Below are 24,477 nucleotides of genomic sequence, written 5' to 3'. Positions count from 1 at the left end.
GCTTTTTCCTTATTTATAAAGTGATTTTGCAGAGATAATCTGACGTAGATTACCTACTAATAATAGAAATAAAATGACGTTTCACTTAGTTATAATTTGACGTTTAACACTCTTATATCCTGCTTTAAAACTTTTGTATAGTCTAAAGATGGTTGTAATAGACGTTCACATTCTTTATAGTCTAACTGCAAAGTATTAAGTAATTGGTAGTGACTTTGAACATATTTTCCTTTAAAATAATGTGTAGGCTTATCATATTTTACTATTCCAAATATTGACTCTAACCTACTTAAATAGTCCATTATATTATTGTTAAACTTCAAATATTTAATTGATGATTTTGTGGTTATAAGCTTAATCTGACTAATATCTGTTGCAATATATTTACCATTTAGTTGTGATAACTTCGTTATATTATTATTTGAAAAGAATTTTGCAATATTAGTTGAAAAACAGGCTGATTTAAAAAATCTTTGTCTGAGCAAAAGCATACTTTTATCATGGTATTTTCCTTTTACCCAAATTGTTTTATCATCAGGTGCCTTCCCCATCAAACTACTGCAAATTAAACTTTGCCCATCCCAAATATTATTAGTTATTTCTACATCTTCTTCTCTTTTAGTTACCAGTCTATCAATACCATTTATTTTTTCTATTCTTGTAGCCATTACTGTATCTTTAAATGGGCTTAAAAAATCATCAATAAGTAATATGTTTTCTGGTTTAATTTGTATTGTGTCTATAATAGAACTTGTTGTAAGACTAATATATGCTTCCATTGATGCCAGATCTAGGTTACATTTTTCTGAATATTTCATTAAATCCATATATGCCCATACCATCATTTTTTTATATAGATATTTTTTAATAAACATACAATTTCCCTCTCTTGAACTCCCACTCGATCTTTTGTATCTGATATATTCTTCTGTTTTTTTCTTATCTTCAAATTGAATTTTAAACCCATTTTCATAAAAACTTTCTCTTAAACTTTTAGTGGTAATAATAGTTTTATTGCCCTCTTTTACTGAATAATTAAATTTTACTGATATAATTGTATCTGTATATTGTTTTTCGTTTTTTATATAGAACATGTTTTTCTTAGGAAATAATTCTTCTAATTTTAAAGATTCTAAACTATAATCTAATGTAGCTTTATATTTTTTGCCTTTCTTTATTAAAAATCCATCTTCCCCACCTTTTATAATATCTTTAGCCTCTAATTGTAATATGTAACTATTTTCATTTTTCATTATTAATTAACCACCTTTTTCATATAATTATTTTCTAATTATTTTAATTTTTCATTTCCGCTGCAATGTTATTGCTATGTACTTTTTCTTTTCATTTCCTCGACAATCATCAACGTTTCTATAATTTAATTTTTTATTAGTATAATTGTATTACCTAACATTTTCATCGCTTAAAATTAGTACTACATATGTTATTTAATATTTATTTATTATTTCCCCTTGTGTTGCAAGTTTTTATGTGTTAATATCTATTTAAAGAGATTTTACACTATAGAATATTACTTTTACACATTAGAATGTATATTCCTGAATGTTGTGGATATAATATAATTCATATACAGATAATCATTGGATAGTTATCATCTTCTTTCAATTTTATAGTTAAGAAAATAGAGGATTACGGATCCCCTAAATTTGTTATGTTATGTTAAATATTTCATGTCTCTTAGAATTATATCATGCTTTTTCTGTATGTCAAGCAAAAAACTGTTTGTCTCTATTTTGCGTTGTACGGATCATGGGTTGCTACTCATTCTTCACTACGAGGTCTTTCCATTTTGGTAACTTTCCTACTAGGTGTATTACCTTATTAACAAGCAATTATTACAAACATAATTTTAAAGCCATCTTTTTTCATCAATAAGTAATCATCAAATTTAATACCAATTATCTGCTCTAGTTACATGTAACCATTCTTTTTTACCGTAGATTTCATAGTCAAATCGTAAATACTTTTCAGACCTCTCCTTAACAAATCTAATTTCTAGTGGTTTAATAGTTTCTCTCGCCTCCAATCCCCATGAATTAATAAAATTCTTTAAAAAACTTTCAAACATTCCTGCATTTACGGTAAGTTTAGTATATCCTTTAACTTTGGAAATGTCTTCTAAATTAAACATTATATTACCTCCAATTACTGTTTTTATAGTTGCTGAGTCCCTTCACATTTGGAATTATGTTGTTTACCTTACAATAAATAATGTATGATTCTAAAATGTATATGGACATTTGTTTACCTCCTAATCAATTATTTGTTTGCCATGTATATAATATACTACGAATTTCGTATCGTGTCAACACTCTATTCGTAGTCTAATGAAATTATTTTCGTTTCATATATTTACGAATAGTGTTATATAATATATAATATGAATTAGAGGTGATGACATATATGATTAAAATGAAGTTACATATTAAATTAGCAGAATTCAGAATTACACAAAAGCAATTAAGTGAAATTACTGGCATTAGATTACCGACTATATCAGCTTATTGTGTAGATTCTTTTAAAATGATTCCCAGAGATCATATTGATATATTTTGTAAATATTTTAAATGCAGGGTTGAAGACATTATAGAATATGTAGAAGAGTAACTTAATTGTTGCTCTTTCCATTTCCAACAATGGGGCTATTGCTCATCCATATTTTCTAAAAAGTGAATAAAATAATGATTTTAATTACTGTCAAATACTGTATGCTAATTAAATCATATCGACAAAATATTAAATAAAAAAAGATTAAGCTTAATTGCCTAATCCCCTACTTATTTAAATCCAAGATATTTGGAAGGTGGTTTATATTTTTTATTTGTTTTTGTGTCGACCTTATATATTATAGATTTAGTTAACTCTATATATTCTTTATAACTTAAAATTTTATCTTCTAAAAAACTAATAGTTTCAACAATCTTAGATATGTATACCAGTTGTGGTTCAACATATCTCATATTGTACATTTCTACATACGGGTATCTTGTATTATATATCTTATCCGTATAAGCCACATCTAAATATATATAATTATCTCTATTAATATACATTTTTACAATATAATTATTCATGAACGAATACCTTATAGTATGAAAATCTTCATTAATTTGACTCCATTGTTCTAAATCTAACATATGCCAATTGTTTATATCACTAAAATACATTTTTAATAGAAATGATATTCTATATTCATCTAAAGCGTACGTTGGTTTTATTTTTTTAGATTTATCTATTTTTAGGCTATTTATGTTATCTAATTCATCAAAATAAATAATTTCAATATTACAAATGCACTCCTTTATCAATTCCCTAGCATTCTTACTTATTTCCTTTGCTACAAAAACTATTTTTATACCCTTATTTAAACACTTAAAATTACTAAAGCACTTAATATATTTATTGATATGTTGTGATGTAACTACTCCTGTTTTAATTTCTATTAGATAAAATAACTTTTCATCAGCTCCAAGTAAATCTAATTTTAATACTTCTACTTGTCCATTATTTTTTTTATTCATATAACACAATTTTTCTTTTCCTATTATTTTAAATGGAAAAAGTCTCTCACAATTATTTATAAGATAATTTTCAATTTTACTATGATCTGTTTTCATTATTTGTCCACCATCCTTAGTTATTTAGACACACGCTAATTATAGCATATAATTAGTCTTCTAGTTAAAATAACTCTACATAACTTCTTTATGCTCTGTTTTCCATTTAACATTTATTTATTACTCATTAATTTATAATTAAGTTTTATTAGGAAGTCCATCATGTATACAATTTTTTATTGATAATGCTATATTCCTGTAGTTTTAAAACTTATTAAAATCATACTAGCACCCTAAATTTAATCGAAAAGGCTTTTGCCTTCCTACACTTTTAAAAACATTGTCATATTTCACATTTCTTATGTTAAATATTCAATAATATAATCATTAAAACTGTATTCATTTAATATTTGTTTTAGATGGTTTGCATATAAAAAAGTAGATACCTTTTATTGATATCTACTTCATAATTCTTATTATTTAATTTTATTATTTTCCTGCTTTCCAATGATACCCACATTTTAAACAAGTTATTATTATCTTTTTATTTCCTATAAAACCACCTAACAGACCAACTGTGCCAGCTAGTGCAAGTCCCCCGACTGCTTTTCCCACACTAAAATCTCTACTATTTGATGTCAATTGTGTGCATTTACATTTAGGGCATTTTATTGGAGCATTTGCACTTGTTATTTTGTCTTGTATTTTTCTTTTAGAATCTTCTTCATATTCATCAAATGCTTTTAATACTTTTCCATAATCAACAATATGAAAATCTTCTTGATTACAGTCTGGGCATTTTACTTTTTTATTAAGCTCATATCCCTCACTAGTTACAAAACAATCTTCTATTTTTACAGTAAATTCTTTATCACATACCATACATTTTATATATAATAAATTACCTTCTTTTTTAATTAATTTCAATTTTCCCACCCCTAATTAATTATTATCTTAATTTATGTAACACTTAATATCTCCAATGTTTATGGCATTTAGGTATCTACTTTACAGCTTCCATAATTGTGTATCCACTTTTACCGTTATTATCTTCAATCTCAAATGACGCAGATTTAGCACCTATTATATTAATCTTTGTTCCTTTAGAAAACTCAAACGCTTCACCACTACTTAACATCCCATCTAACCCTTCTGAATTCTTCTCAGATATAAACGATAATGCTTTATCTAAGTTGTCCTTAGAAGTACCACATAGGACATTATCCGATAATATTATGTTTTCTCCTATTGATGGAATAGAACTATCTGAGTTAGAATTACTACAAGCAGCTAAAAATATTACACATATGCCTACTAATAAAATACTTATTACCTTTTTATTTTTAAACATTATAAACCCTCCAGAATTTATTTTATAATTATATCTTTTATTTAATTCTTATATCCTTTAACATCTTCAACACTGTATTTTGCAAAATCAACAGAAGTATTACATTTAAACTTCCATTGTTCTCCACTGCCTAAATTTTGAATATTATCAATTGCATTTCCAACAATATTATCATCTTTGTCGTATAAATTAATAGTTACATATGCAGATGTATAATCTGAACCACTATTATTTTTTATTGTGCCAGTAATGTACATAGAGCCATTTTCGTATTCATCTGTCTTGTCTAAAACTTCTAAATCAGGCAAAGTTTCTGTTGATGCTACTACTTGTGCATCCGTTGAAATTGTATTACCTAATTCTTTTGCTCTTTTTTCGTAAAAACTAACAAAATTAGTACCATAATCCCCAAGAATTTTACCACTTCCCATACTATAATTTGATATCATAATCATATCTACAGGTATCATTGATCTTTCTTTAAAGTCTTCTATTTTATCACTTGGTATTGATTTTTCTTCATAGTGTAAAAAGATATTATTTAATTTATCCACGTCTTTTTCATATATATTATTCAAATCCATATTTGTAGTATTTGTTGATAAAGATAATTTACATTGAGTATAGAAATCTGTTGATATTCTATCAAATTCAGAATTAAATTCTGTTACCTTATTATTGTATTCTGTTTCATTTAGTTGTGGCTTGTAATTTAATAAGAATATTGACGCAAACACTACGATAGATAAAATAATACTGATTAATATGGTTTTTTTATTAGGTTTTTTCATAGTCCCCCACTCCCTTGATTTAAAATTCAAATTATAAGTTGCTCAGCTTTTATTCTCAATTATTATTTTGTTAGTACCATGTAAATTTTAGATGAATACTTTTTTAACATCATTTATCAATTGTGGATTTTCAGCTAACTCTTCTGTAATAATAAATTCATAGCCCGACAATTTAATCTTGTATTGTTGTTACAATTCCATCTTTAACATATACAAATCTATAATCAGAATAGCAATACTGTTTAGATACTCCATAAGTTGTAGTAGTTGTATTAATATCTTCTGGTCTTCCCCATAAACATAACAACAAGTTTTTTTCTGTCATTCCGATATATGGTTCTTTCTTTCGTATATTCAAATCTTCCTTTTCTACATTAGTATCTTCACTTTTTATACTAATATCTTTTTTAGTTATAACTTTATCCCGTTTTGCGATATTAAGCTTAGCATACAAGTCATCTATTGATTTTATTTTAGTTTCAGTATCGTTTTTAAAAGTTTGAAAGTATTTACTTTCTTTAATATCTAAAATTTCATTACATCTAATCAACGTTTGCTCATACTCATGAATTGGGGCTAGTTTTGCAGTCTGAACAAGATTAATATCATTAGTAATACCTTTTATTTTTACTAAATCATTTATATTCCTTTGTACTGTAGCATCATTCTCAAGTCCTTCAATTTTTCTATACATTGCTAAGGCATTATCAATATCTCCATCATTTAGATACTTATCTGATTGTACCTTTAGTGCGTCTATGTTAGCTTGTCTGTTAGCTTTCGCTATGTTGTTGTTTTTATTTTGATTTATAAGAAATGGTATAATCGCAATAATAACAAGTAGTAGAATTGTAGCAACTATAGTTTTAGATTTTCTTTTTAGCTTCATTAAACTCTTTCCCCCTTAATTTAAATTAAATTATAAGATTATCTTACTATATTATTAAATAATTAACAATATATCAAATATATTTCTTTTCCTTTAACAGTCGCATTCATTCGGATTTAATTGTCACAATGCTCCAATAATAAAAAATAACGCCACACATACTTTTTTATTGACTTTTACAAATGTGCAATCTAGGTCGTTTACATATTTACTATATTACTTATCTATAGTTTAGTGTTTACTATTCTACTATAAGACTAATATACTATAGTTGTTGACTATGGAATTTTCTCGATCCTACAAACATGGCGGCAGTTATTTATTGTATTCTTATACTACTTCATTGTAAATTTTATTTGTTGGTATCACTATGTTTGGAAGATGTAAAGTGCTTAACCATGATAAGTCACGTTTTACTGTTTGAAATACTATTATATTTACTATATTTATTTATTCACTTGACTTTACGAACTTGAACTTCTAATATTTGGGACTGTTAAGCAAGACGTAGTTACCCTAAAAATCTAGGATAACATTGATATTTGGTTGGAAGTTGAAGTTTCCGAAAATCTGTTTGTTATAATACCTTTATATACGCTCTACTTCCACGTATACTCAAAAACAAATTGTTTATGATTATATTACACCCTTATGTCTTGCGACCAGTAGCTACCACCCTAGCTAATATTTAAACATGTCAGCCACACCATGCTAAGGTCGAAATGCACAAACAGATTTAAATACAATAACTCCCCATTAATTTTATAGCATCGGCTTAATGTCACCTACTAGAATTTATTTAGAGTTGTTCTAGTGCATACCCAACTAACCTACGCCCTTAATTTCGGGTATAGGAAATATACCCTTGCAGTCCTTATTTTTTTGATTTATAATAAGGTATGAGTTATTGCAAAAGATTTATTAATCAATATTCAATTATTTAAAGGCTTCGTAACTACAATTACAGAGCCTTATTTTATTTTTTTGGTTTAAATATACTTTTCTTTCCTGTTAGTGTTGGTGCTATGAAGTCTATAACATTTACCATATCTATGGTTTTTGCATTGTAATATCTATTTAATTCTTTCATGGTACTATGACCAGTTATTTTCTGTAGTATTAATGGACTAACATTTTGATTTACTGCATTTGTAATAAATGTGTGTCTAAATAAATGTAGTGAACACTTCTCTATACCTCTCTCGTTGCAATAATTCTTTATGCATTTTTGTAGTGAAGATTGTGCTAATATATCTCCATACACAGTGGGGAATAAATAACCTTCAGCCTCACCATTTCTAATTTCTAAATACTCCAGTAATACTTGAGATAGTGAATTACTAATGGGTAAATATCTTGCTTTCTTATTTTTAGTAATATTGACAGTAATAGTTCGGTTTAACATATCTACATTCTTTACTCTAAGTTCCCTTAATTCCGTTGCTCTTAATCCTGTTGAAGCAAAAGTCCAAATCATACCCCATGTTCTAATATTTATAAAATCACTTTTTTTAGGTTTTGCTAATAATTCTGCTAATTCTTCGGGTGTGTAGATTTCTTTGAATGTTTCTTGATATTTTACTTGTGGCATCTCAAAATCTTTCAAATATCCTTTTTTAACTGCATATTTAATTGTTGGACTTACATTACGTAAATAACTATTTAATGTTATTCCATTTATTAAACCTTTCTCTTCTTGCATGTATAAAATATAATCCTCGAAAGTCTTTTGCGTTATAGTACTAATCAAAGTATCTTCTCCAATAAATTCCATAAAGTATTTATTATGATAGTAATAACTTTTTAGTGTATACTTGCTTCTGCCTTTAATTTTTACAGATAAAATAAATTCTTCAAATACTTCTTTTAAAGTTTTTTTACATACTTGTCTTTGTCTAAATAATTGTGTACCTTTGACTTCTCCATATCTCACCTTTAAGCTACCTCCTATTTCAGTATCAAAAAAACGCAAAAAGTGTTTATAATCTACTCATATTATTAAGTAAATCATAAACACTAATTTTGTATTTAAACCGTTGATTTATCTAAGGCTGTTTATTCCCACTCAATAGTGGAAGGTGGCTTACTGGTTATATCGTAAACAATTCTGTTTACTCCCTTAACTTCATTAACTATCCTTCTAGACACCTTATCGAGCACCTCATAAGGTATTCTAGACCAGTCTGATGTCATTCCATCTGAACTAGTTACAGCTCTTAGAGCAACTGTATGGCAGTATGTTCTCTCATCTCCCATTACTCCAACTGATTGGATGTTTGGAAGGCATGCGAAGTATTGCCATATTTCACTCTCAAGTCCTGCTTTAGCAACTTCATCTCTAAAGATTGCATCTGCTTCGCTAGTTATAAATAATTTCTCAGGTGTTATTTCTCCAAGTACTCTTATAGCAAGACCTGGTCCTGGAAATGGTTGTCTCCATACTAAGTAATGAGGAATTCCAATTTCTTCTCCAACTGCTCTAACTTCATCTTTAAATAATTCTCTTAAAGGCTCTATTAGCTTAAAGTGCATATCTTCTGGAAGTCCTCCAACATTATGGTGACTTTTTATAGTAGCGGAAGTTGCGGTACCACTTTCAACTACATCTGGATATATTGTTCCTTGCACAAGGAAATCTAATTGTCCAAGTTTATTAGATTCTTCTTCAAAAACTCTTATAAATTCTTCTCCAATTATCTTTCTCTTTTGCTCTGGATCACTTATTCCTTTAAGTTTACCTAAGAATCTATCCTGAACATTAACTCTTATTATGTTCATTTTAAATTCGCCCTTGAACATTTTTTCAACTTGGTCTCCTTCATCTTTTCTAAGTAGGCCATGATCTACAAATACACAAGTTAATTGATCTCCAATTGCTTTATGTACAAGTACTGCAGCAACTGATGAATCTACACCACCAGAAAGAGCACAAAGAACTTTTTTGTCCCCAACTTGTTCACGTATAGCTTTGATTTTTTCCTGCGCAAATGATGACATTGACCAATCGCCATTAACCTCACATACATCATATAGGAACTTTCTAAGCATTTCTTCTCCGAAAAGAGTATGTTTTACTTCTGGATGAAATTGTACTCCATAAAGTTTCTTAGAAACGTTCGCCATAGCTGCTACAGGACAATCTTTAGTAGTTGCAATTATCTCAAATTCTTTTGGCACTTTAGAAATATGGTCTGTATGACTCATCCAACATTGATTTTCTTTTAATCCTTTGAAAATAACAACATCTTTATTTAAATCAACTTCTATTTTTCCATATTCGCGAATATCAGATGTTATAACTTTTCCACCGAAAGCTTGCGCCATCAGTTGAGCACCATAACATATTCCTAAAATAGGTACACCTAACTCAAATATTTCTTTTTCAACTTGCGGAGCACCCTCTGCATACACACTATTAGGTCCACCTGTAAATATTATTCCCTTTGGATTCATACTTTTTATTTTTTCAACAGAATATGTATATGGTATTATTTCACAATAAACATTATTCTCTCGAACTCTTCTTGCAATAAGTTGGTTATATTGACCACCAAAATCAACTACTAAAACTAATTCTCTTTTAATCAAAGTTCTTCCTCCTGTACATTTAAAATTTATGCTCATTTATCCTAGCTATTCTCATCTATACTAGCTGTTCCCATCTATTCTAGCTGTTCACGCTATAATTTGGTGCTTCTTTTGTAATTGATACATCATGTGGATGACTTTCTCTGAGTCCTGCTGAACTTTGAACAACAAATGTTGAAGTCTCAAACAATTGAACAAGTGTTGCTGAACCTAAATAACCCATTCCTGAACGTATACCACCTATTAATTGATATATAGTGTCTATAACGCTTCCCTTAAAAGGTAATCTTCCTTCTACACCTTCTGGAACTAACTTTTTGTTTCCTTCTTGGAAATATCTATCCTTACTACCAGATGCCATAGCACTTAGTGAACCCATGCCTCTATATACCTTATAGCTTCTTCCTTGATATATTTCCATTTCACCTGGCGCTTCCTCACAACCAGCGAACATAGAACCCATCATAACAACGTTTGCTCCTGCTGCTAAGGCCTTAACTATGTCTCCTGAGTACTTTATACCACCATCTGCGATTACAGGTATTCCGTGCTTATTTGCTTCTTCAACGCAATCCATAACTGCTGTAAGTTGTGGAACTCCTACTCCTGCTACAATTCGTGTAGTACAAATAGATCCAGGACCTATTCCTACTTTTACACAATCTGCTCCTGCTTCAATTAAATCACGAGTTGCCTCAGCAGTTGCAATATTTCCTGCAATTAATTGAAGTTCTGGGAAAGCAGATTTAATTTTGCGAACTGCTTCCATTACTCCAAACGAATGACCATGAGCTGTATCTATAGTTATTACATCTACTCCAACTTTTACAAGTGCTGCTACTCGATCCATAACATCTGCTGTTACACCAACAGTTGCACCACATAATAGTCTTCCTCTAGAGTCTTTTGCAGCATCCGGAAATTTTAGGGTTTTCTCTATATCTTTTATAGTTATAAGCCCTCTTAAATAATTATTACTGTCTACTAAAGGTAACTTCTCTATTTTATGTTTTTTAAGAAGTTCCTTTGCTTCCTGCATGCTTGTTCCTTCTGGTGCTGTAATTAAGTTTTTACTAGTCATTATATCTTTTATTACCTTACTATAATCAGTTTCAAAAACTATATCTCTGTTAGTAATTATTCCAACTAATTTACCATCTGTTGTAATTGGAACTCCTGATATTCTATATTTACTCATTAGTGCTAAAGCATCTTCTAGAAGATTATCAGGTGATAAGAAAAATGGATCTGTAATTACACCATTTTCTTGCCTTTTAACTCTATCTACTTCAGTAGCTTGGTTTTCAATGCTCATGTTCTTATGTATAATTCCTATTCCACCCTCTCTAGCCATGGCAATAGCCATCCTAGATTCAGTAACAGTATCCATAGCTGCACTCATTAAAGGTATATTAAGTTTAATTGTTTTTGTAAGATTAGTAACTAAACTAACATCCCTAGGTAATACTTCTGATTTATTCGGAACTAGCAATACATCGTCAAAGGTATATGCTCTTTTTAGTATCTTTGCCATTTAATCAACACCCTTTCACAATTCTATTTAGGTACATGAAATAAATACTACATCTAAGATGAAAGTACTTTATTAAAATGCACCTTGTACTTATCTTTATAATTAGCATAAAAATGTTTGTATATACACTTTTTAAAATATTTAGAACGTATAAAAAGGCATACTAATCGTACTTTAACAAAAGTAAAATTAGCATACCCAAAATAAATCCATGCTAAGATTACCCATAGTGGTCAATTTTCGGCTGACCGTAGATACTCCTTGCCATATTCAAGGGATATATGAGTGGCGTAGTTGTTTTTTAAAAGTTATTATTATAATAATAAATAATCTTTAAGGTTTTGTCAATGAATACTTCTTATTTAGACAATTTAAGATAAAAAAATTAACTAGGAAAGCCCTAGTTAATTTTTTTAATTTATATATATTTATAAGTCTTATTTTATCTAAAATAATTAATGTTTTAAACTACTTTTAGTACATTCCGTCCATTCCACCCATTCCTGGTCCGCCCATTGGTGCTGGGTTCTTTTCTGGAATATCCGCAACTGCAACTTCAGTTGTTAAGAATGTTGCTGCAACAGATGCTGCATTTTGAAGTGCTGATCTTACAACTTTTGTTGGATCAACAATCCCAGCTTTTATCATGTTAACTAATTCTCCATGAAGTGCATCGTATCCTATTTCTCCAGCGCTCGCTCTTACTTTTTCTATTATAACTGAAGGTTCTGCGCCAGCATTTGTAACTATTTGTCTTAGTGGTTCTTCTAATGCTCTTTTAATTATGTTAATGCCTACTTGAACATCTGGTACATCTGAAGTCAATTTGGCAATCTCAACAATAGCATTAATATAAACTGTTCCACCACCAGGAACGATTCCCTCTTCAACTGCTGCTTTTGTAGCTGCAAGAGCATCTTCTATTCTAAGTTTCTTTTCTTTAAGCTCAGTTTCAGTAGCAGCTCCAACTTTAATTACAGCTACTCCTCCTGCAAGTTTAGCAAGTCTTTCTTGTAATTTTTCTTTATCGAAATCTGAAGTAGTTTCTTCAATTTGTCTCTTAATTTGAGAAACTCTATCATGTATTGCTTTTTTATCACCTTTACCATTTACTATTGTAGTGTTTTCTTTAGATATTTTAACACTCTCAGCTTTTCCAAGCATTTCAACAGTAACATCTTTAAGTTCTTTTCCTAATTCTTCAGTTATAACTTCTCCACCAGTTAGAGTTGCTATATCTTGAAGCATTTCTTTTCTTCTGTCACCAAATCCTGGAGCTTTGACTCCTACACAAGTAAAAGTACCTCTTAATTTATTAACAATTAATGTGTTCAAAGCTTCCCCTTCAATGTCTTCAGCAACTATTAACAACTTTTTACCTTGTTGAACAATTTGCTCAAGTATTGGAAGTATGTCCTGTATGTTAGTAATCTTCTTATCAGTTACTAAAATGTATGGATCTTCTAAATTTGCTTCCATTTTTTCTGTATCCGTAACCATATAAGCACTTAAATATCCTCTATCAAACTGCATTCCTTCAACTATATCTAATTCAGTTTCCATAGTTTTTGATTCTTCTACAGTTATAACTCCTTCATTTCCTACTTTTTCCATAGCATCAGCTATTAAAGCTCCAGTTACTTCATCACTAGCAGAAATTGCAGCAACTCTAGCTATATCTTCCTTACCACTAACTGGTTTAGAAGATTTTTTAATTTCTTCAACTGCTTTATCTACAGCCATTTTTATTCCTGTTCTTATTAACATTGGATTAGCTCCAGCTGTTACATTTTTTAAGCCTTCTCTTATTATAGCTTGAGCAAGTAATGTAGCTGTAGTTGTACCGTCTCCTGCAACATCATTAGTTTTAGTAGCAACTTCCTTAACAAGCTGTGCTCCCATATTTTCATACGGATCTTCTAGTTCTATTTCTCTTGCTATAGTAACGCCATCATTTGTTATGAGTGGTGATCCAAATTTCTTATCTAATATAACATTTCTACCTTTTGGTCCTAATGTTATTTTAACGGTATTTGCAAGTTTATCTACACCTCTTTGCATAGCTCTTCTTGCATCTTCTCCAAATAATATACTTTTAGCCATTTTATTACCCTCCTGTTCGTTAACAATCAAATAAAACTAACTAATCTTATTTGATTGTTATAACGTTAATTATTTTTCAATTATAGCTAATAATTCTTCTTGTTTTAATATGATATACTCAGTACCATCATATTTTATTTCACTTCCTGAATACTTAGAAAATAAAACGATATCTCCTGGCTTAACTTCCATAGCAATTAAGTTTCCATCTTCCATTTTTCCTGGTCCTACTGCTACTACTTCAGCCTCTTGTGGTTTTTCTTTTGAAGCTCCTGCAAGAAGTATTCCACTTTTAGTAGTTTCTTCTGCCTCTAATCTTTTTATTAATACTCTATCACTAAGTGGTCTAATGTTCATTTTAAACCCCTCCTTTTATATTTTTGTTTTCTTTTGTTAGCACTCAACACATTTGAGTGCTAACATCATCTATACCTTATATAGTAATTTATTATCACTATAATATCAAATTGATATATACCATGTATTCTACCATTTATAGTCAAATAGTCAACTCGCCTTTGTTTATCACTGTATTATATAGTTTTTCTCTTGATTACTCATCTTTATTATTGTAATTATTATACATTTTATTGTGACTAAATTAGATACTATTGAATATATTTTCATTTATTGTTAAAATCACTAATAGAGGTGATCTTATGAATGTTTTACATAGACGAATTAATAACTTTTTTAGGTTTTCATTAAAATCCATTTTTATTTTAAGTTTTATTTTTATCTTCATAACCTTAAGTGTATATTTCACTTTACTGTTTAAACCATTATATTATATTGATATTAATGTATTAAATATTGAGCAGTCTACCAATCTAAATAAAAATGAACTAAAATCCAATTATGATTATGTTATTACATATTTAACTCAAAATAAAACTGAAGAATTTAATCTTCCAACATTACCTTCCTCACAGCATGGCAAAATTCATTTTAAGGAAGTTAAAATAATATTTGATAGACTTAAGGTAATGCTACTATGTTCCGTAATAATTAGTATTATAGGCATAATTATAAACAAAAGATATAAGAAAACAAAATACTTGTTGACCAGCTCAATTTTTCTTATTATTTTACCTGTTTTATTACTTATACCTTTTTTGATTGATTTTGACAAAAGTTTTACTACCTTCCATCATATTTTCTTCAATAATGATTATTGGCTATTTGATGTAGATCTTGATCCTATAATAACAATTTTACCACAGACTTTTTTTTTCCACTGTGCAATACTTGTAATTATTTTAATTTCTATAAGCAGTATAATGTTAAGGTGTATATATAAGTCTTCCTTAAAAAATAACCAGTAAAAAAATAATGATAAAATGAATCAATTTTAATAAGTCTTTTTCTTTTTCTTTTTAACCATATTGTGAATTATAGTGTTGCCTTTAAAAATACCCAATACGAATATAATACTCATGGTAACTCCTATAGTAATTAAACTTGTAAAATCTTGCGCATATATTTGATGACCAAAATATGATGAAATAATAATCCCCGGAATCCTTCCTAGTGTTGAATATATAATAAAATCTTTAAAAGAAATATTAGATATTCCACATATATATGACAAAGCATCCTTAGGTATTCCTGGGATTAAATAAAATATGAATACTACATTCCTTTTACTTCCTACTGTTAGTATTTTTCTAAAAAATTTTACTTTCTTATTCAATATTACTTTTTCAACATATGGTTTGCCATAGCTATTAGATATTAAATATACTATTATACTTCCAAGTGTAATACCCACTAAAGATATTATTCCACCAGGGAAAGCGCCGAAAATAAATCCTCCAGCTATTTGTATAAATTCTCCTGGTATAAAAAATACAACTACTTGTAAAACCTGCATAAGAACGAAAACCAAAATACTGAAATTCCCATAAGACAGAATAACATTTTTTAATATATTAGGATTTTTCACCATATATGAATACTCAAAATAATATTCATATCCAATGTATGAAAATAATACAAGCGTTGCTGCTAGTATTATATATTGTTTTTTTTCTGATAATTTTTTTCTAATAGAATTCCATATATTTTTCATTTGTTTTTATCCTCTTCATTTTATATTATTTAGTGTATGTACTATCACACCTTATTTATTCTGCTTGTTTTTTATTAAATTATTCTATTTTTATGTTATTTTCCCTTGCATAATAAAATAAATATTGTTGTGCAAAACCTGCTAGGTTTTCAAATTTATCTCTAGCGAAAATCCGTATTTTAGGTAAAGATACATCTGGTGCTAAATAAAAAAACTGCATTGCTCTCTTCACCCATACGTCCACTGGAAAAGCAGAATATTTTTGCATCGAAAATAGCATTATACAATCTGAAACCTTTGGACCAATTCCACTAAGTTTTTGTAATTCTTCGTGACAAACATCATCACTTTGCGATTTAATAAATTCCAGATTAACCTCACCAGAATGTACCCTATGTACAGTATCTTTTACATATTTAGATCTAAATCCTAAGCCACAACTTTGAATCTCTTCTAAAGATGCTCTTTCTAAATCGGCCTCTGTTGGAAATGCAAAATATATTTCTCCTTTATATTCTATTGATTTCCCCCACTTTAGACTTAAATTATTTATTGCTCTTTTTATCATAGGAATTCTGTTGTTTGAGGAAATTATAAATGATATGGTAAGTTCGAATGGCTCCTGCTGTAACAATCTAATGCCATAACCAAAGTTTACCGATCTTTTAAGAAGAGGATCCTTCTCAAATTTCTCCTTGATAGTTGTGTAATCCCTTTTCAGGTCAAAGTAGTCACACCAAGTCTTGTTAAACTCATCCTCATCTATATTATATATTTTTACGTCTTTATCTTTTTTTTCTATTTCTATAACCTTACCGTATGCCACTCCTATATAATTACCGTTATCCTGTTTGTTCCACCTAAAACACTGCCCGCATTCAAATATATGATCTAATTCGAAGTTTTCTACATCTTTTATAATAATACCTTCATTAAATGATTCTATATTTTTGTAATCCATAATTTTTCCTTCCTTTGCTCTATTTTTAGCTTTTAATTCACGTTTACGTTTAACTCGCGACATACAATTTCATCTAATATTAACGCTGCGGTTTCTATCATTACTCTACAACCCACATCTTCTTTTTTATATTTTGCTTTAAGCATGCCACAATTATTCGTGCTTAATTTCCCCTCGAATTTTTGGATTAGTTCTTGGCATAGCTTTTTAACTCTATCTCCCTCATGTGCTCTTCTAATAGTAAATAGAATACCTATAACAGCAAGTGATCCCGTTATCGCTCCACATACGCTCTCTATACCCATACCACCGCCAAAGGAGGACATAGTCTTAAATGTTTCACTAGTTAAGTTCATATTGTATTCGTCCGATGCGGCATAGATCATTACTTCCGAGCAATTAAGATCATATTCCTTAGTGTAATACTTATTTATATTATCAATTAACATGGTCGCCCTCCATTATATAATGTATTATACCAAATAGTTGTTAACTGTCCCCAACTTTTTTCCCAACTTTTTTATTTGTTAAAAACAACTCCATAAACTTTTGTTTATGGAGTTGTTTGATTTATTATCTATTGTTTATTATTTTGTTAGCAATTTATCTATAGCCTTTGCAGCTTTTTTGCCTGCTTCCATAGCTAATATAACTGTAGCTGCTCCTGAAACAGCATCTCCACCAGCATATACATTCTTTTTAGATGTTAAACCAGTTTCCTCTTCTGCAACTATACATTTCCATTTATTAATTTCTAAACCCTCTGTTGTTAAAGGAATTAACGGGTTTGGTGATGTTCCTAAAGACATTATAACCGTATTTACGTCCATTACAAATTCCGAGCCTTTAATAGCTATAGGTCTTCTTCTTCCTGAAGCATCTGGTTCTCCTAGCTCCATTCTTATACATTTCATTCCTATAACATTTCCTTTTTCATCACCTAGGATTTCAATTGGATTCACAAGTAAATCCATTATAACTCCCTCTTCTTTTGCATGATGCACTTCTTCAGCTCTTGCAGGAAGTTCTGATTCTGATCTTCTGTATACTATGTGTCCTTCTGCTCCAAGCCTCACTGCTGTACGCACAGAGTCCATAGCAACATTTCCTCCACCTACAACAGCAACCTTTTCACCTGTTCTTATAGGTGTCTGATATCCCTCTTTAAATGCTTTCATCAAATTGCTTCTAGTCAAATATTCATTAGCTGAAAATACCCCATTTAAATTTTCTCCTGGTATTCCCATAAACATTGGAAGGCCTGCACCGGAACCTATAAATACAGCTTTAAAATCTTCCTCTTCCATTAGCTGATTTATTGTTACAGTTCGTCCTACTATTACATTCGTTTCTAATTTAACTCCTAATCTCTTAACATTCTCAACTTCATGTTTAACAACTGAGTCTTTTGGCAATCTAAACTCTGGAATTCCATATACCAAAACTCCACCAGCTTCATGAAGCGCTTCAAAAATAGTTACATCGTATCCAGCCTTAGCTAAATCCCCTGCGCAAGTAAGTCCCGAAGGACCACTTCCGATTACTGCAACCTTAATTCCTTTTTTAGGTTTTGTTTCTGAAAGATCAACATTGTGCTCTCTTGAATAGTCACCAACAAATCTTTCAAGTTTACCAATAGCTATGGCATCCCCCTTTATTCCTAATATACATTTGCTTTCGCATTGAGTTTCTTGTGGGCAAACTCTACCACAGACTGCTGGCAATGAACTATATTTATCTATTACCTTAACAGCCTGCGTAAACTCTCTATTTTTAACGTGTAATATAAACCCAGGAATATCTATCGCTACTGGGCATTTACTAACACACATTGGTTTTTTACAATTTAAACACCTGGTTGCTTCCTCAACTGCCTCATCCTCTGTATATCCTAGACATACCTCTTCAAAATTAGTTGCTCTTATTTTTGGATCTTGTTCTCCTATTGCAACTCTGTTCATATTAGCCATTATTTAGTACCTCCTAATCCGCAACCTGCTTTAATGCCTTCACCACTTGAGCTTTCTTGCGTTTTGTACATTGATTGTCTTCTCATTGCTTCATCAAAATTAACCTTATGTCCATCAAATTCTGGGCCATCAACGCATGCAAATTTAGTCTCACCATCTACAGTAAGTCTACAAGCTCCACACATTCCTGTTCCATCAACCATAATAGGATTCATACTTACAATAGTCGAAATTCCAAGTTCTTCAGTTAATTTGCAAACAAATTTCATCATTATCATTGGTCCAATTGCTACAACCAAATCGTATTTTATGCCATCATTTTCAACTAATTCTTTTAATTTATTTGTTACAAGTCCCTTATATCCGTATGAACCATCATCAGTACATGGATATACATTTCCAGCTACTTCCTTCATTTCTTCTTCCATAATTACATAGTCTTTAGCCTTAGCACCTATTATTACATCTACCTTAACGCCTTGCTCACTGAGCCATTTAACTTGAGGATATACTGGCGCAGTTCCCAGTCCTCCAGCTACAAACACAATTTTCTTTTTCTTTAAATCTTCAATACTTTCACTCATTAATTCAGATGCTTGTCCAAGTGGTCCTACAAAGTCCGAAAACGAGTCACCAATATTATAGTTTTCCATTTCTTTTGTTGAACAACCTATTGTTTGAACTACTATAGTAACTGTACCGCGTGTAGCATCATAATTACTAATTGTTAAAGGTATTCTCTCACCTTTTTCATCCATCTTTATAATTACAAATTGACCTGGTTTTGCTGATTTAGCTACTCTTGGAGCCTCAATATCCATTAAAAATATTTGAGGTGCTAATGCTCTCTTTCCAACGATTTTATACATTTTTCCGCCTCCATATTTTTCTATGATTTTTAGTTTACTTATGTACCCGCATTAAAAATTTTCATTATCCTAAGATATTTATACTAACTTTATTTTACCACAAAAATCGAAAGTATATTAAAACGTTATAATTAATTTTAAATTAATCTCTACTTATATAAAATAAAATATTAAAATAGACAGATAGTAAAAGCATAAAAACACAAATGCTATTTACTACCTGCCTTATTTCTAATTATTTAGCTTGTACATTGATAAAAATTCTACAATTACTTTTTAGCTTTTCTTTTATACTTTATGCTAAAAATTAACTTTTTCGCCTGTGAATGAGCATGTTAATATTTTTTTCATCTCATCTACATTTATTGGTCTTGGATTAGAGCCTGTACATGCATCTTTTAATGCATTCTCAGCAATAAATTCTAATTCTGCATCAAACTCTTCTTTAGTCATACCATTTTCAGAAAAAGATACTGGTATATTTAGAACCTTATTTAAATCCTTTATCATATCAGTTAATGAATTTATTAATTCATCATCTGTATTTCCAGCTAGTTTTAATGTTCTGGCAATAGTAGCATATCTAGCAGCGCAAGATTTTTTATTAAAATCTATAACGTGTGGAAGTAGTATTGCGTTAGCTAAACCATGTGGTACATGGAATACACCGCCTATTTTATGTGCCATGCTATGAGCTATTCCTAGTAATGCATTTGAAAATGCCATTCCTGCTAAACATTGCGCAATGTGCATTTCATTTCTAGCTTCAACATCTCCATTAAATGACTTTACTAAATTTTCTTTGATCATAGTTATAGCTTGCATTGCAAGAGGGTCTGAAAAACTAGAATGACGTCCTGCTACATAAGCCTCAAATGCATGAGTTAATGCATCCATGCCTGTATGTGCCACAAGTTTCGGTGGCATTGTTTGCGCAAGCGCTGGATCAACTATAGCTATGTCTGGAGTTAAGTTAAAATCTGCTAAAGGATATTTTATTTGTGCTTTATAATCAGTAATTACTGAAAATGCAGTTACTTCAGTTGCAGTTCCACTAGTTGATGGTATAGCTATAAATTTTGCTTTTTGTCTTAAGTCAGGAATACCAAATGGTATAACAGCTTGCTCAAAAGTAAATTCTGGATATTCATAGAAAATCCACATAGCCTTTGCTGCATCAATTGGTGAACCTCCACCGACTGATACTATCCAATCTGGCTCAAATTCTCTCATTACTGCTGCACCCTTCATAACTGTTTCTACAGATGGGTCTGGTTCCACTCCAGTAATATGTTTTACTTCAATACCAGCTTCATTTAAATAAGCTTCAACCTTATCTAAAAATCCAAATTTTTTCATTGAACTTCCACCAGTAACTATCACTGCTTTTTTACCTTTTAAAGTTTTTAACACGTCTAATGAATTTTCTCCAAAATAAATATCTCTTGGCAATGTAAATCTATTCATTAATTTCCCCTCCATTTTTAAATATATTAGTTTATGTTCTTACACTTTTATATTCTTAATGTTCATGGCAATCTTGTTATTTATTTACTATATTGTTAATAATATATCATTTGTTGTAGAAAGTCAAACTTATGATAACATAGTTCAATATCAATATTGTTAATAATTGGTAATCATTCATTTAAATCTTTTGCCCTATATATCCTAAAAAATAAAGAATAAAAGCATTTCTAATACTACTCCAAATACTATTGATGAGGCTCCGAACACTTTAAATATAATAATTGAATTAGCAACTACCTTTTTAGATATATTGTTTATGCCCTTATGAACTTTCGTAAATTGTCTTTCACTGTTATCAACATCAGTTTCCTTAGATAAAGCATAAATTTCATTTCCCTCGTATGAATCCGAAAGTAAATTCGATCCTTTTATAGATATCTTTTTAATAAAAAAAGTATATTATTTCTCCAAAAAATTTGTTTCTCATACTCTTTTTAATTACAGGAAAAACAATTCCATAAAGTGTAAATTGAATCACATCTGAATTCTTTTCATTGTTGTTAACATTATTAATCTTTTTAATATCGGTTACTATATTTGATGTATAATTCAATATATAATTAATCGACGAACATAATGTATTAATTGCATTAACCGCACCAAATGACCCGGCGCCAAACAAAAAAATCGGTATCGATAACACAAATAAGCAAACACCAAAAATTGGTGATTTGTAGCTATTAGCAAAATAGACAGACGCAATTATTGATATAACTACAGTAATAAAAATTGGTAACAGTATGTTAAACGCGAATAAAAAAGCATTTGATATATTTTCTTCTAATTCGTCTGCAATTTCATCCGTTGTATATTTTGTCATATCAATATCATATTTCTTTATAAATTCTTTTCTTTGAGATTCAATTTCAAATTTCATACTAAACCCCCTTCACCTATATTTAAATATATCAAAATATAGAGAGCATTATACCTCTCTGTGAGTTATAATGCTCTCTATATTTATTGCTTTTAATCAATGTATTATTTTGAATAATCAAAGATTCCTTTTTTAGTTTTTCTTCCTAATAATCCGCCTCTAACATACTTTCTTAAAAGGCTATGAGCTCTGTACTTAGTATCTCCAGTTTCAGTATATAAAACATCCATGATAGCAAGACAAACATCAAGACCTATAAGATCTCCCAGTGCTAAAGGTCCCATTGGATGATTAGCACCAAGTTTCATTGCAGTATCTATGTCTTCTGCTGATGCAATACCTTCTGCAAGTATTCCTACAGCTTCATTAATCATTGGAATTAATATTCTATTTACAACAAATCCAGGAGCTTCAGCAACTTCTACAGGTTCTTTGCCAATTGCAACTGCAATTTCTTTAACAGCATCAAAAGTCTCAGTTGATGTTCCCATTCCTTTGATTATCTCTACAAGTTTCATCATTGGAGCTGGATTAAAGAAATGTAATCCTATAACTTTATCAGGTCTACTTGTTGCAGCTCCTACTTCAGTTATAGAAAGTGATGATGTATTTGATGATAAGATAGTTTCTGGTTTACAGATTTTATCTAATTCAGCAAAAATCTCTTTCTTAATTTTCATAATTTCTACAGCTGCTTCAACCACTAAATCACAGTCTGCTGCTAGGTTCATATCAGTAGTTCCTGTAATTCTTGAAAGGATTTCTTCCATTTGTTCTACTGTTATTTTTTCTTTTTTAACTGATCTTTCTAAATTCTTTTTAATTGTAGCAAGTCCTCTATCAACGAATTCATCTTTAATATCTCTCATTATTACTTCGCATCCACTTACTGCAAATGTTTGAACGATACCTGCTCCCATAGTTCCAGCGCCAAGTACAAAAATCTTTTTCATAATAACACACTCCTTAAATTTATATTAGTAAAAAATAAAGATAGTAACTATTTTAGAAATTCAATATAAAACTATTTTAAAATTTAACTATAAAACTAGCTTATTTGTTTCTTAATGTATTAATTTGAGCTATCATTTCTGGGATTACTTTTATGAAATCTCCAGCTATAGCAACGTCCGCAGCTTTCATTATAGGTGCTGTTGCATCTTTGTTTATAGCTATTATGAAATCAGAATCTTGCATACCAGCTAAATGCTGAATTGCTCCTGAAATACCACAAGCTATATATACTGTTGGTCTTACAGTTTTTCCTGTTTGACCTACTTGAACTGATTTATCTATCCAACCATTTTCAACTGCAGCTCTTGAAGCTCCAACTACGCCGTCAAGGGTAGCTGCAAGTTTTTCAAGTAACGCGAAGTTTTCTTTACTTCCAACTCCACGACCACCTGATACTATTATATTTGCTTCTCCGATATCAGCTAAAGTTTGTGCAACTTTTACAACTTCTAAACTTTTAGTTCTAATATCTGATTCTTTAAGGTCTACAGTAACTTTTTCAATTGGGCAACTTCTATTAGCATCTTTAGTTAATTTTTCAAAAACTCCTGGTCTAATAGTAGCCATTTGTGGTCTATGATCTCCACAAACTATAGTAGCCATTAAGTTTCCTCCAAATGCTGGTCTTGTCATCATTAAATTGTTGTTTTCAGTATCTATATCCAATGAAGTACAATCTGCAGTAAGACCTGTTGCAAGTCTTGCTGATATTCTAGGTCCTAAATCTCTTCCTAAATAAGTTGCTCCAACAAATATTATTTCTGGTTTTCTCTCGTTTGCAAGATCACATATTACCTTTGCATATGCATCAGTTGTAAAATGACCTAGTAATGGATGACTAGCAACTATTACTTCGTCAGCTCCATATGCTACTAGCTCTTTCACCATATCATCTGTTTTATCTCCAAGTAATACAGCTGTTAATTTTTCTCCTAACTTATCAGCAATTTCGCGTCCCTTACCTAAAAGTTCGAATGAAATTTTTTGAAGTTCTCCATCTCTTTGTTCTGCAAAGACCCATACGCCTTTGTAATCTTCTAAATTCATAACTTAATCCCTCCTACGTCTTAGATATAGTGATTTTCTTTTAATTTTGAAACTACATATAATGCAGCTTCTCCTGCTGGTAATTGTATTAATTCGCCTTTTCCTTTAGGTTCTTTAGTCATTGATTTTTTAACCTTTGTTGGTGAACCTTTAAGTCCAAGAAGAGTTATGTCTGCTCCGATATCTGCTGCACTCCAAACTTTTACTTCTTTAGTTTGGAACATTTCAAAAATGCTCTTTATGTTCATATATCTTGGTTCATTTAATTCTTTAATAGCTGTTAAAAGTACAGGAGTCTTAACTT

At 30.1% G+C, this 24,477-nt stretch carries 24 protein-coding genes and 1 riboswitch; of the genes, 2 read left to right on the top strand and 22 right to left on the bottom strand.

Annotated features, from left to right (window positions below; genetic code table 11):
* Positions 1 to 89 precede the first annotated feature (89 nt).
* Positions 90 to 1,253, bottom strand: coding sequence for a hypothetical protein (locus KPL55_RS22780; protein WP_216309056.1), 1,164 nt, complete (start codon positions 1,251 to 1,253; stop codon positions 90 to 92).
* 656 nt (positions 1,254 to 1,909) lie between these two features.
* The gene (locus KPL55_RS22775; protein WP_216309055.1) at positions 1,910 to 2,152 is read right to left on the bottom strand and encodes a hypothetical protein; all 243 of its coding nucleotides are present in this window, start codon (positions 2,150 to 2,152) and stop codon (positions 1,910 to 1,912) included.
* A 272-nt stretch (positions 2,153 to 2,424) separates the two neighbouring features.
* Here KPL55_RS22775 and KPL55_RS22770 point away from each other — a divergent pair, with 272 nt between their 5' ends.
* The gene (locus tag KPL55_RS22770) at positions 2,425 to 2,628 is read left to right on the top strand and encodes a helix-turn-helix domain-containing protein (protein ID WP_216309054.1); all 204 of its coding nucleotides are present in this window, start codon (positions 2,425 to 2,427) and stop codon (positions 2,626 to 2,628) included.
* A gap of 170 nt (positions 2,629 to 2,798) precedes the next feature.
* Here KPL55_RS22770 and KPL55_RS22765 read toward each other — a convergent pair whose 3' ends face one another.
* The 10 genes from KPL55_RS22765 to groES form a co-directional block, all read right to left on the bottom strand.
* On the bottom strand, positions 2,799 to 3,638 hold the full coding sequence (locus tag KPL55_RS22765; RefSeq protein ID WP_216309053.1) for an endonuclease NucS: 840 nt from the start codon (positions 3,636 to 3,638) through the stop codon (positions 2,799 to 2,801).
* A gap of 429 nt (positions 3,639 to 4,067) precedes the next feature.
* Positions 4,068 to 4,505 carry a hypothetical protein gene (locus tag KPL55_RS22760; protein WP_216309052.1) on the bottom strand — a complete coding sequence of 146 codons (438 nt, stop codon included), beginning with the start codon at positions 4,503 to 4,505 and terminating at the stop codon, positions 4,068 to 4,070.
* Between the two features lie 76 nt (positions 4,506 to 4,581).
* Positions 4,582 to 4,929 (bottom strand): hypothetical protein, encoded by a 348-nt coding sequence (locus KPL55_RS22755; protein WP_216309051.1) that lies wholly within the window; start codon positions 4,927 to 4,929, stop codon positions 4,582 to 4,584.
* A gap of 41 nt (positions 4,930 to 4,970) precedes the next feature.
* Complete coding sequence (locus KPL55_RS22750; protein WP_216309050.1) at positions 4,971 to 5,720, bottom strand: FxLYD domain-containing protein; 750 nt, start codon at positions 5,718 to 5,720, stop codon at positions 4,971 to 4,973.
* 172 nt (positions 5,721 to 5,892) lie between these two features.
* Positions 5,893 to 6,609 carry a hypothetical protein gene (locus KPL55_RS22745; protein WP_216309049.1) on the bottom strand — a complete coding sequence of 239 codons (717 nt, stop codon included), beginning with the start codon at positions 6,607 to 6,609 and terminating at the stop codon, positions 5,893 to 5,895.
* Between the two features lie 976 nt (positions 6,610 to 7,585).
* Positions 7,586 to 8,542, bottom strand: a complete 957-nt coding sequence (locus tag KPL55_RS22740) for a tyrosine-type recombinase/integrase (RefSeq protein ID WP_216309048.1) — start codon at positions 8,540 to 8,542, stop codon at positions 7,586 to 7,588.
* Between the two features lie 122 nt (positions 8,543 to 8,664).
* Entirely contained in the window at positions 8,665 to 10,194 is a 1,530-nt protein-coding gene (gene guaA / locus KPL55_RS22735; RefSeq protein ID WP_216309057.1) for a glutamine-hydrolyzing GMP synthase, read from the bottom strand.
* Between the two features lie 82 nt (positions 10,195 to 10,276).
* Complete coding sequence (gene guaB, locus KPL55_RS22730) at positions 10,277 to 11,731, bottom strand: IMP dehydrogenase (RefSeq protein WP_216309047.1); 1,455 nt, start codon at positions 11,729 to 11,731, stop codon at positions 10,277 to 10,279.
* Between the two features lie 207 nt (positions 11,732 to 11,938).
* Positions 11,939 to 12,036, bottom strand: a riboswitch (purine riboswitch).
* Between the two features lie 169 nt (positions 12,037 to 12,205).
* Complete coding sequence (gene groL, locus KPL55_RS22725) at positions 12,206 to 13,834, bottom strand: chaperonin GroEL (RefSeq protein WP_216309046.1); 1,629 nt, start codon at positions 13,832 to 13,834, stop codon at positions 12,206 to 12,208.
* Between the two features lie 69 nt (positions 13,835 to 13,903).
* A complete protein-coding gene (gene groES / locus KPL55_RS22720; protein WP_216309045.1) occupies positions 13,904 to 14,191 on the bottom strand; it encodes a co-chaperone GroES in 288 nt (95 codons plus the stop codon).
* Between the two features lie 302 nt (positions 14,192 to 14,493).
* Between groES and KPL55_RS22715 the strand changes: the two genes are divergently transcribed.
* Entirely contained in the window at positions 14,494 to 15,159 is a 666-nt protein-coding gene (locus KPL55_RS22715; protein ID WP_216309044.1) for a TIGR01906 family membrane protein, read from the top strand.
* A 26-nt stretch (positions 15,160 to 15,185) separates the two neighbouring features.
* Here KPL55_RS22715 and KPL55_RS22710 read toward each other — a convergent pair whose 3' ends face one another.
* The 10 genes from KPL55_RS22710 to KPL55_RS22665 form a co-directional block, all read right to left on the bottom strand.
* Positions 15,186 to 15,905, bottom strand: coding sequence for a TVP38/TMEM64 family protein (locus KPL55_RS22710; protein ID WP_216309043.1), 720 nt, complete (start codon positions 15,903 to 15,905; stop codon positions 15,186 to 15,188).
* Between the two features lie 79 nt (positions 15,906 to 15,984).
* On the bottom strand, positions 15,985 to 16,866 hold the full coding sequence (locus tag KPL55_RS22705; RefSeq protein WP_216309042.1) for a DNA-3-methyladenine glycosylase family protein: 882 nt from the start codon (positions 16,864 to 16,866) through the stop codon (positions 15,985 to 15,987).
* 32 nt (positions 16,867 to 16,898) lie between these two features.
* Entirely contained in the window at positions 16,899 to 17,315 is a 417-nt protein-coding gene (locus KPL55_RS22700) for a C-GCAxxG-C-C family (seleno)protein (RefSeq protein WP_216309041.1), read from the bottom strand.
* 138 nt (positions 17,316 to 17,453) lie between these two features.
* Entirely contained in the window at positions 17,454 to 18,836 is a 1,383-nt protein-coding gene (gene gltA, locus KPL55_RS22695; protein WP_216309040.1) for an NADPH-dependent glutamate synthase, read from the bottom strand.
* Entirely contained in the window at positions 18,836 to 19,705 is an 870-nt protein-coding gene (locus KPL55_RS22690; protein WP_216309039.1) for a sulfide/dihydroorotate dehydrogenase-like FAD/NAD-binding protein, read from the bottom strand. The genes gltA and KPL55_RS22690 overlap by 1 nt, the downstream gene beginning before the upstream one ends.
* A gap of 300 nt (positions 19,706 to 20,005) precedes the next feature.
* Positions 20,006 to 21,172 (bottom strand): iron-containing alcohol dehydrogenase, encoded by a 1,167-nt coding sequence (locus tag KPL55_RS22685; protein WP_216309038.1) that lies wholly within the window; start codon positions 21,170 to 21,172, stop codon positions 20,006 to 20,008.
* 445 nt (positions 21,173 to 21,617) lie between these two features.
* Positions 21,618 to 22,112, bottom strand: a complete 495-nt coding sequence (locus KPL55_RS22680) for a hypothetical protein (RefSeq protein WP_216309037.1) — start codon at positions 22,110 to 22,112, stop codon at positions 21,618 to 21,620.
* A gap of 104 nt (positions 22,113 to 22,216) precedes the next feature.
* On the bottom strand, positions 22,217 to 23,065 hold the full coding sequence (locus tag KPL55_RS22675) for a 3-hydroxybutyryl-CoA dehydrogenase (RefSeq protein WP_216309036.1): 849 nt from the start codon (positions 23,063 to 23,065) through the stop codon (positions 22,217 to 22,219).
* A gap of 100 nt (positions 23,066 to 23,165) precedes the next feature.
* Positions 23,166 to 24,173: an electron transfer flavoprotein subunit alpha/FixB family protein gene (locus KPL55_RS22670; protein WP_216309035.1), complete on the bottom strand. Its 1,008-nt coding sequence runs from the start codon at positions 24,171 to 24,173 to the stop codon at positions 23,166 to 23,168.
* Positions 24,174 to 24,193: 20 nt separating this feature from the next.
* Positions 24,194 to 24,477: electron transfer flavoprotein subunit beta/FixA family protein (locus tag KPL55_RS22665; protein ID WP_376770504.1), on the bottom strand; the 284-nt coding region annotated here is incomplete at its 5' end.

The sequence above is a fragment of the Clostridium lacusfryxellense genome (genome assembly GCF_018861735.1).
Classification (GTDB): domain Bacteria; phylum Bacillota; class Clostridia; order Clostridiales; family Clostridiaceae; genus Clostridium_AD; species Clostridium_AD lacusfryxellense.
The sequence above is the reverse complement of the archived record's forward strand: the minus strand, read 5'-3'. Positions and strand labels throughout refer to the sequence as shown.

Excerpts from the sequence above, each read along its gene's own strand:
- KPL55_RS22780 (WP_216309056.1), bottom strand. The coding sequence starts at position 1,253 with ATGAAAAATGAAAATAGTTACATATTACAATTAGAGGCTAAAGATATT.
- KPL55_RS22775 (WP_216309055.1), bottom strand. The coding sequence starts at position 2,152 with ATGTTTAATTTAGAAGACATTTCCAAAGTTAAAGGATATACTAAACTT.
- KPL55_RS22770 (WP_216309054.1), top strand. The coding sequence starts at position 2,425 with ATGATTAAAATGAAGTTACATATTAAATTAGCAGAATTCAGAATTACA.
- KPL55_RS22765 (WP_216309053.1), bottom strand. The coding sequence starts at position 3,638 with ATGAAAACAGATCATAGTAAAATTGAAAATTATCTTATAAATAATTGT.
- KPL55_RS22755 (WP_216309051.1), bottom strand. The coding sequence starts at position 4,929 with ATGTTTAAAAATAAAAAGGTAATAAGTATTTTATTAGTAGGCATATGT.
- KPL55_RS22750 (WP_216309050.1), bottom strand. The coding sequence starts at position 5,720 with ATGAAAAAACCTAATAAAAAAACCATATTAATCAGTATTATTTTATCT.
- KPL55_RS22745 (WP_216309049.1), bottom strand. The coding sequence starts at position 6,609 with ATGAAGCTAAAAAGAAAATCTAAAACTATAGTTGCTACAATTCTACTA.
- guaB (WP_216309047.1), bottom strand. The coding sequence starts at position 11,731 with ATGGCAAAGATACTAAAAAGAGCATATACCTTTGACGATGTATTGCTA.
- groL (WP_216309046.1), bottom strand. The coding sequence starts at position 13,834 with ATGGCTAAAAGTATATTATTTGGAGAAGATGCAAGAAGAGCTATGCAA.
- groES (WP_216309045.1), bottom strand. The coding sequence starts at position 14,191 with ATGAACATTAGACCACTTAGTGATAGAGTATTAATAAAAAGATTAGAG.
- KPL55_RS22715 (WP_216309044.1), top strand. The coding sequence starts at position 14,494 with ATGAATGTTTTACATAGACGAATTAATAACTTTTTTAGGTTTTCATTA.
- KPL55_RS22710 (WP_216309043.1), bottom strand. The coding sequence starts at position 15,905 with ATGAAAAATATATGGAATTCTATTAGAAAAAAATTATCAGAAAAAAAA.
- KPL55_RS22705 (WP_216309042.1), bottom strand. The coding sequence starts at position 16,866 with ATGGATTACAAAAATATAGAATCATTTAATGAAGGTATTATTATAAAA.
- KPL55_RS22700 (WP_216309041.1), bottom strand. The coding sequence starts at position 17,315 with ATGTTAATTGATAATATAAATAAGTATTACACTAAGGAATATGATCTT.
- gltA (WP_216309040.1), bottom strand. The coding sequence starts at position 18,836 with ATGGCTAATATGAACAGAGTTGCAATAGGAGAACAAGATCCAAAAATA.
- KPL55_RS22690 (WP_216309039.1), bottom strand. The coding sequence starts at position 19,705 with ATGTATAAAATCGTTGGAAAGAGAGCATTAGCACCTCAAATATTTTTA.
- KPL55_RS22685 (WP_216309038.1), bottom strand. The coding sequence starts at position 21,172 with ATGAATAGATTTACATTGCCAAGAGATATTTATTTTGGAGAAAATTCA.
- KPL55_RS22680 (WP_216309037.1), bottom strand. The coding sequence starts at position 22,112 with ATGAAATTTGAAATTGAATCTCAAAGAAAAGAATTTATAAAGAAATAT.
- KPL55_RS22675 (WP_216309036.1), bottom strand. The coding sequence starts at position 23,065 with ATGAAAAAGATTTTTGTACTTGGCGCTGGAACTATGGGAGCAGGTATC.
- KPL55_RS22670 (WP_216309035.1), bottom strand. The coding sequence starts at position 24,173 with ATGAATTTAGAAGATTACAAAGGCGTATGGGTCTTTGCAGAACAAAGA.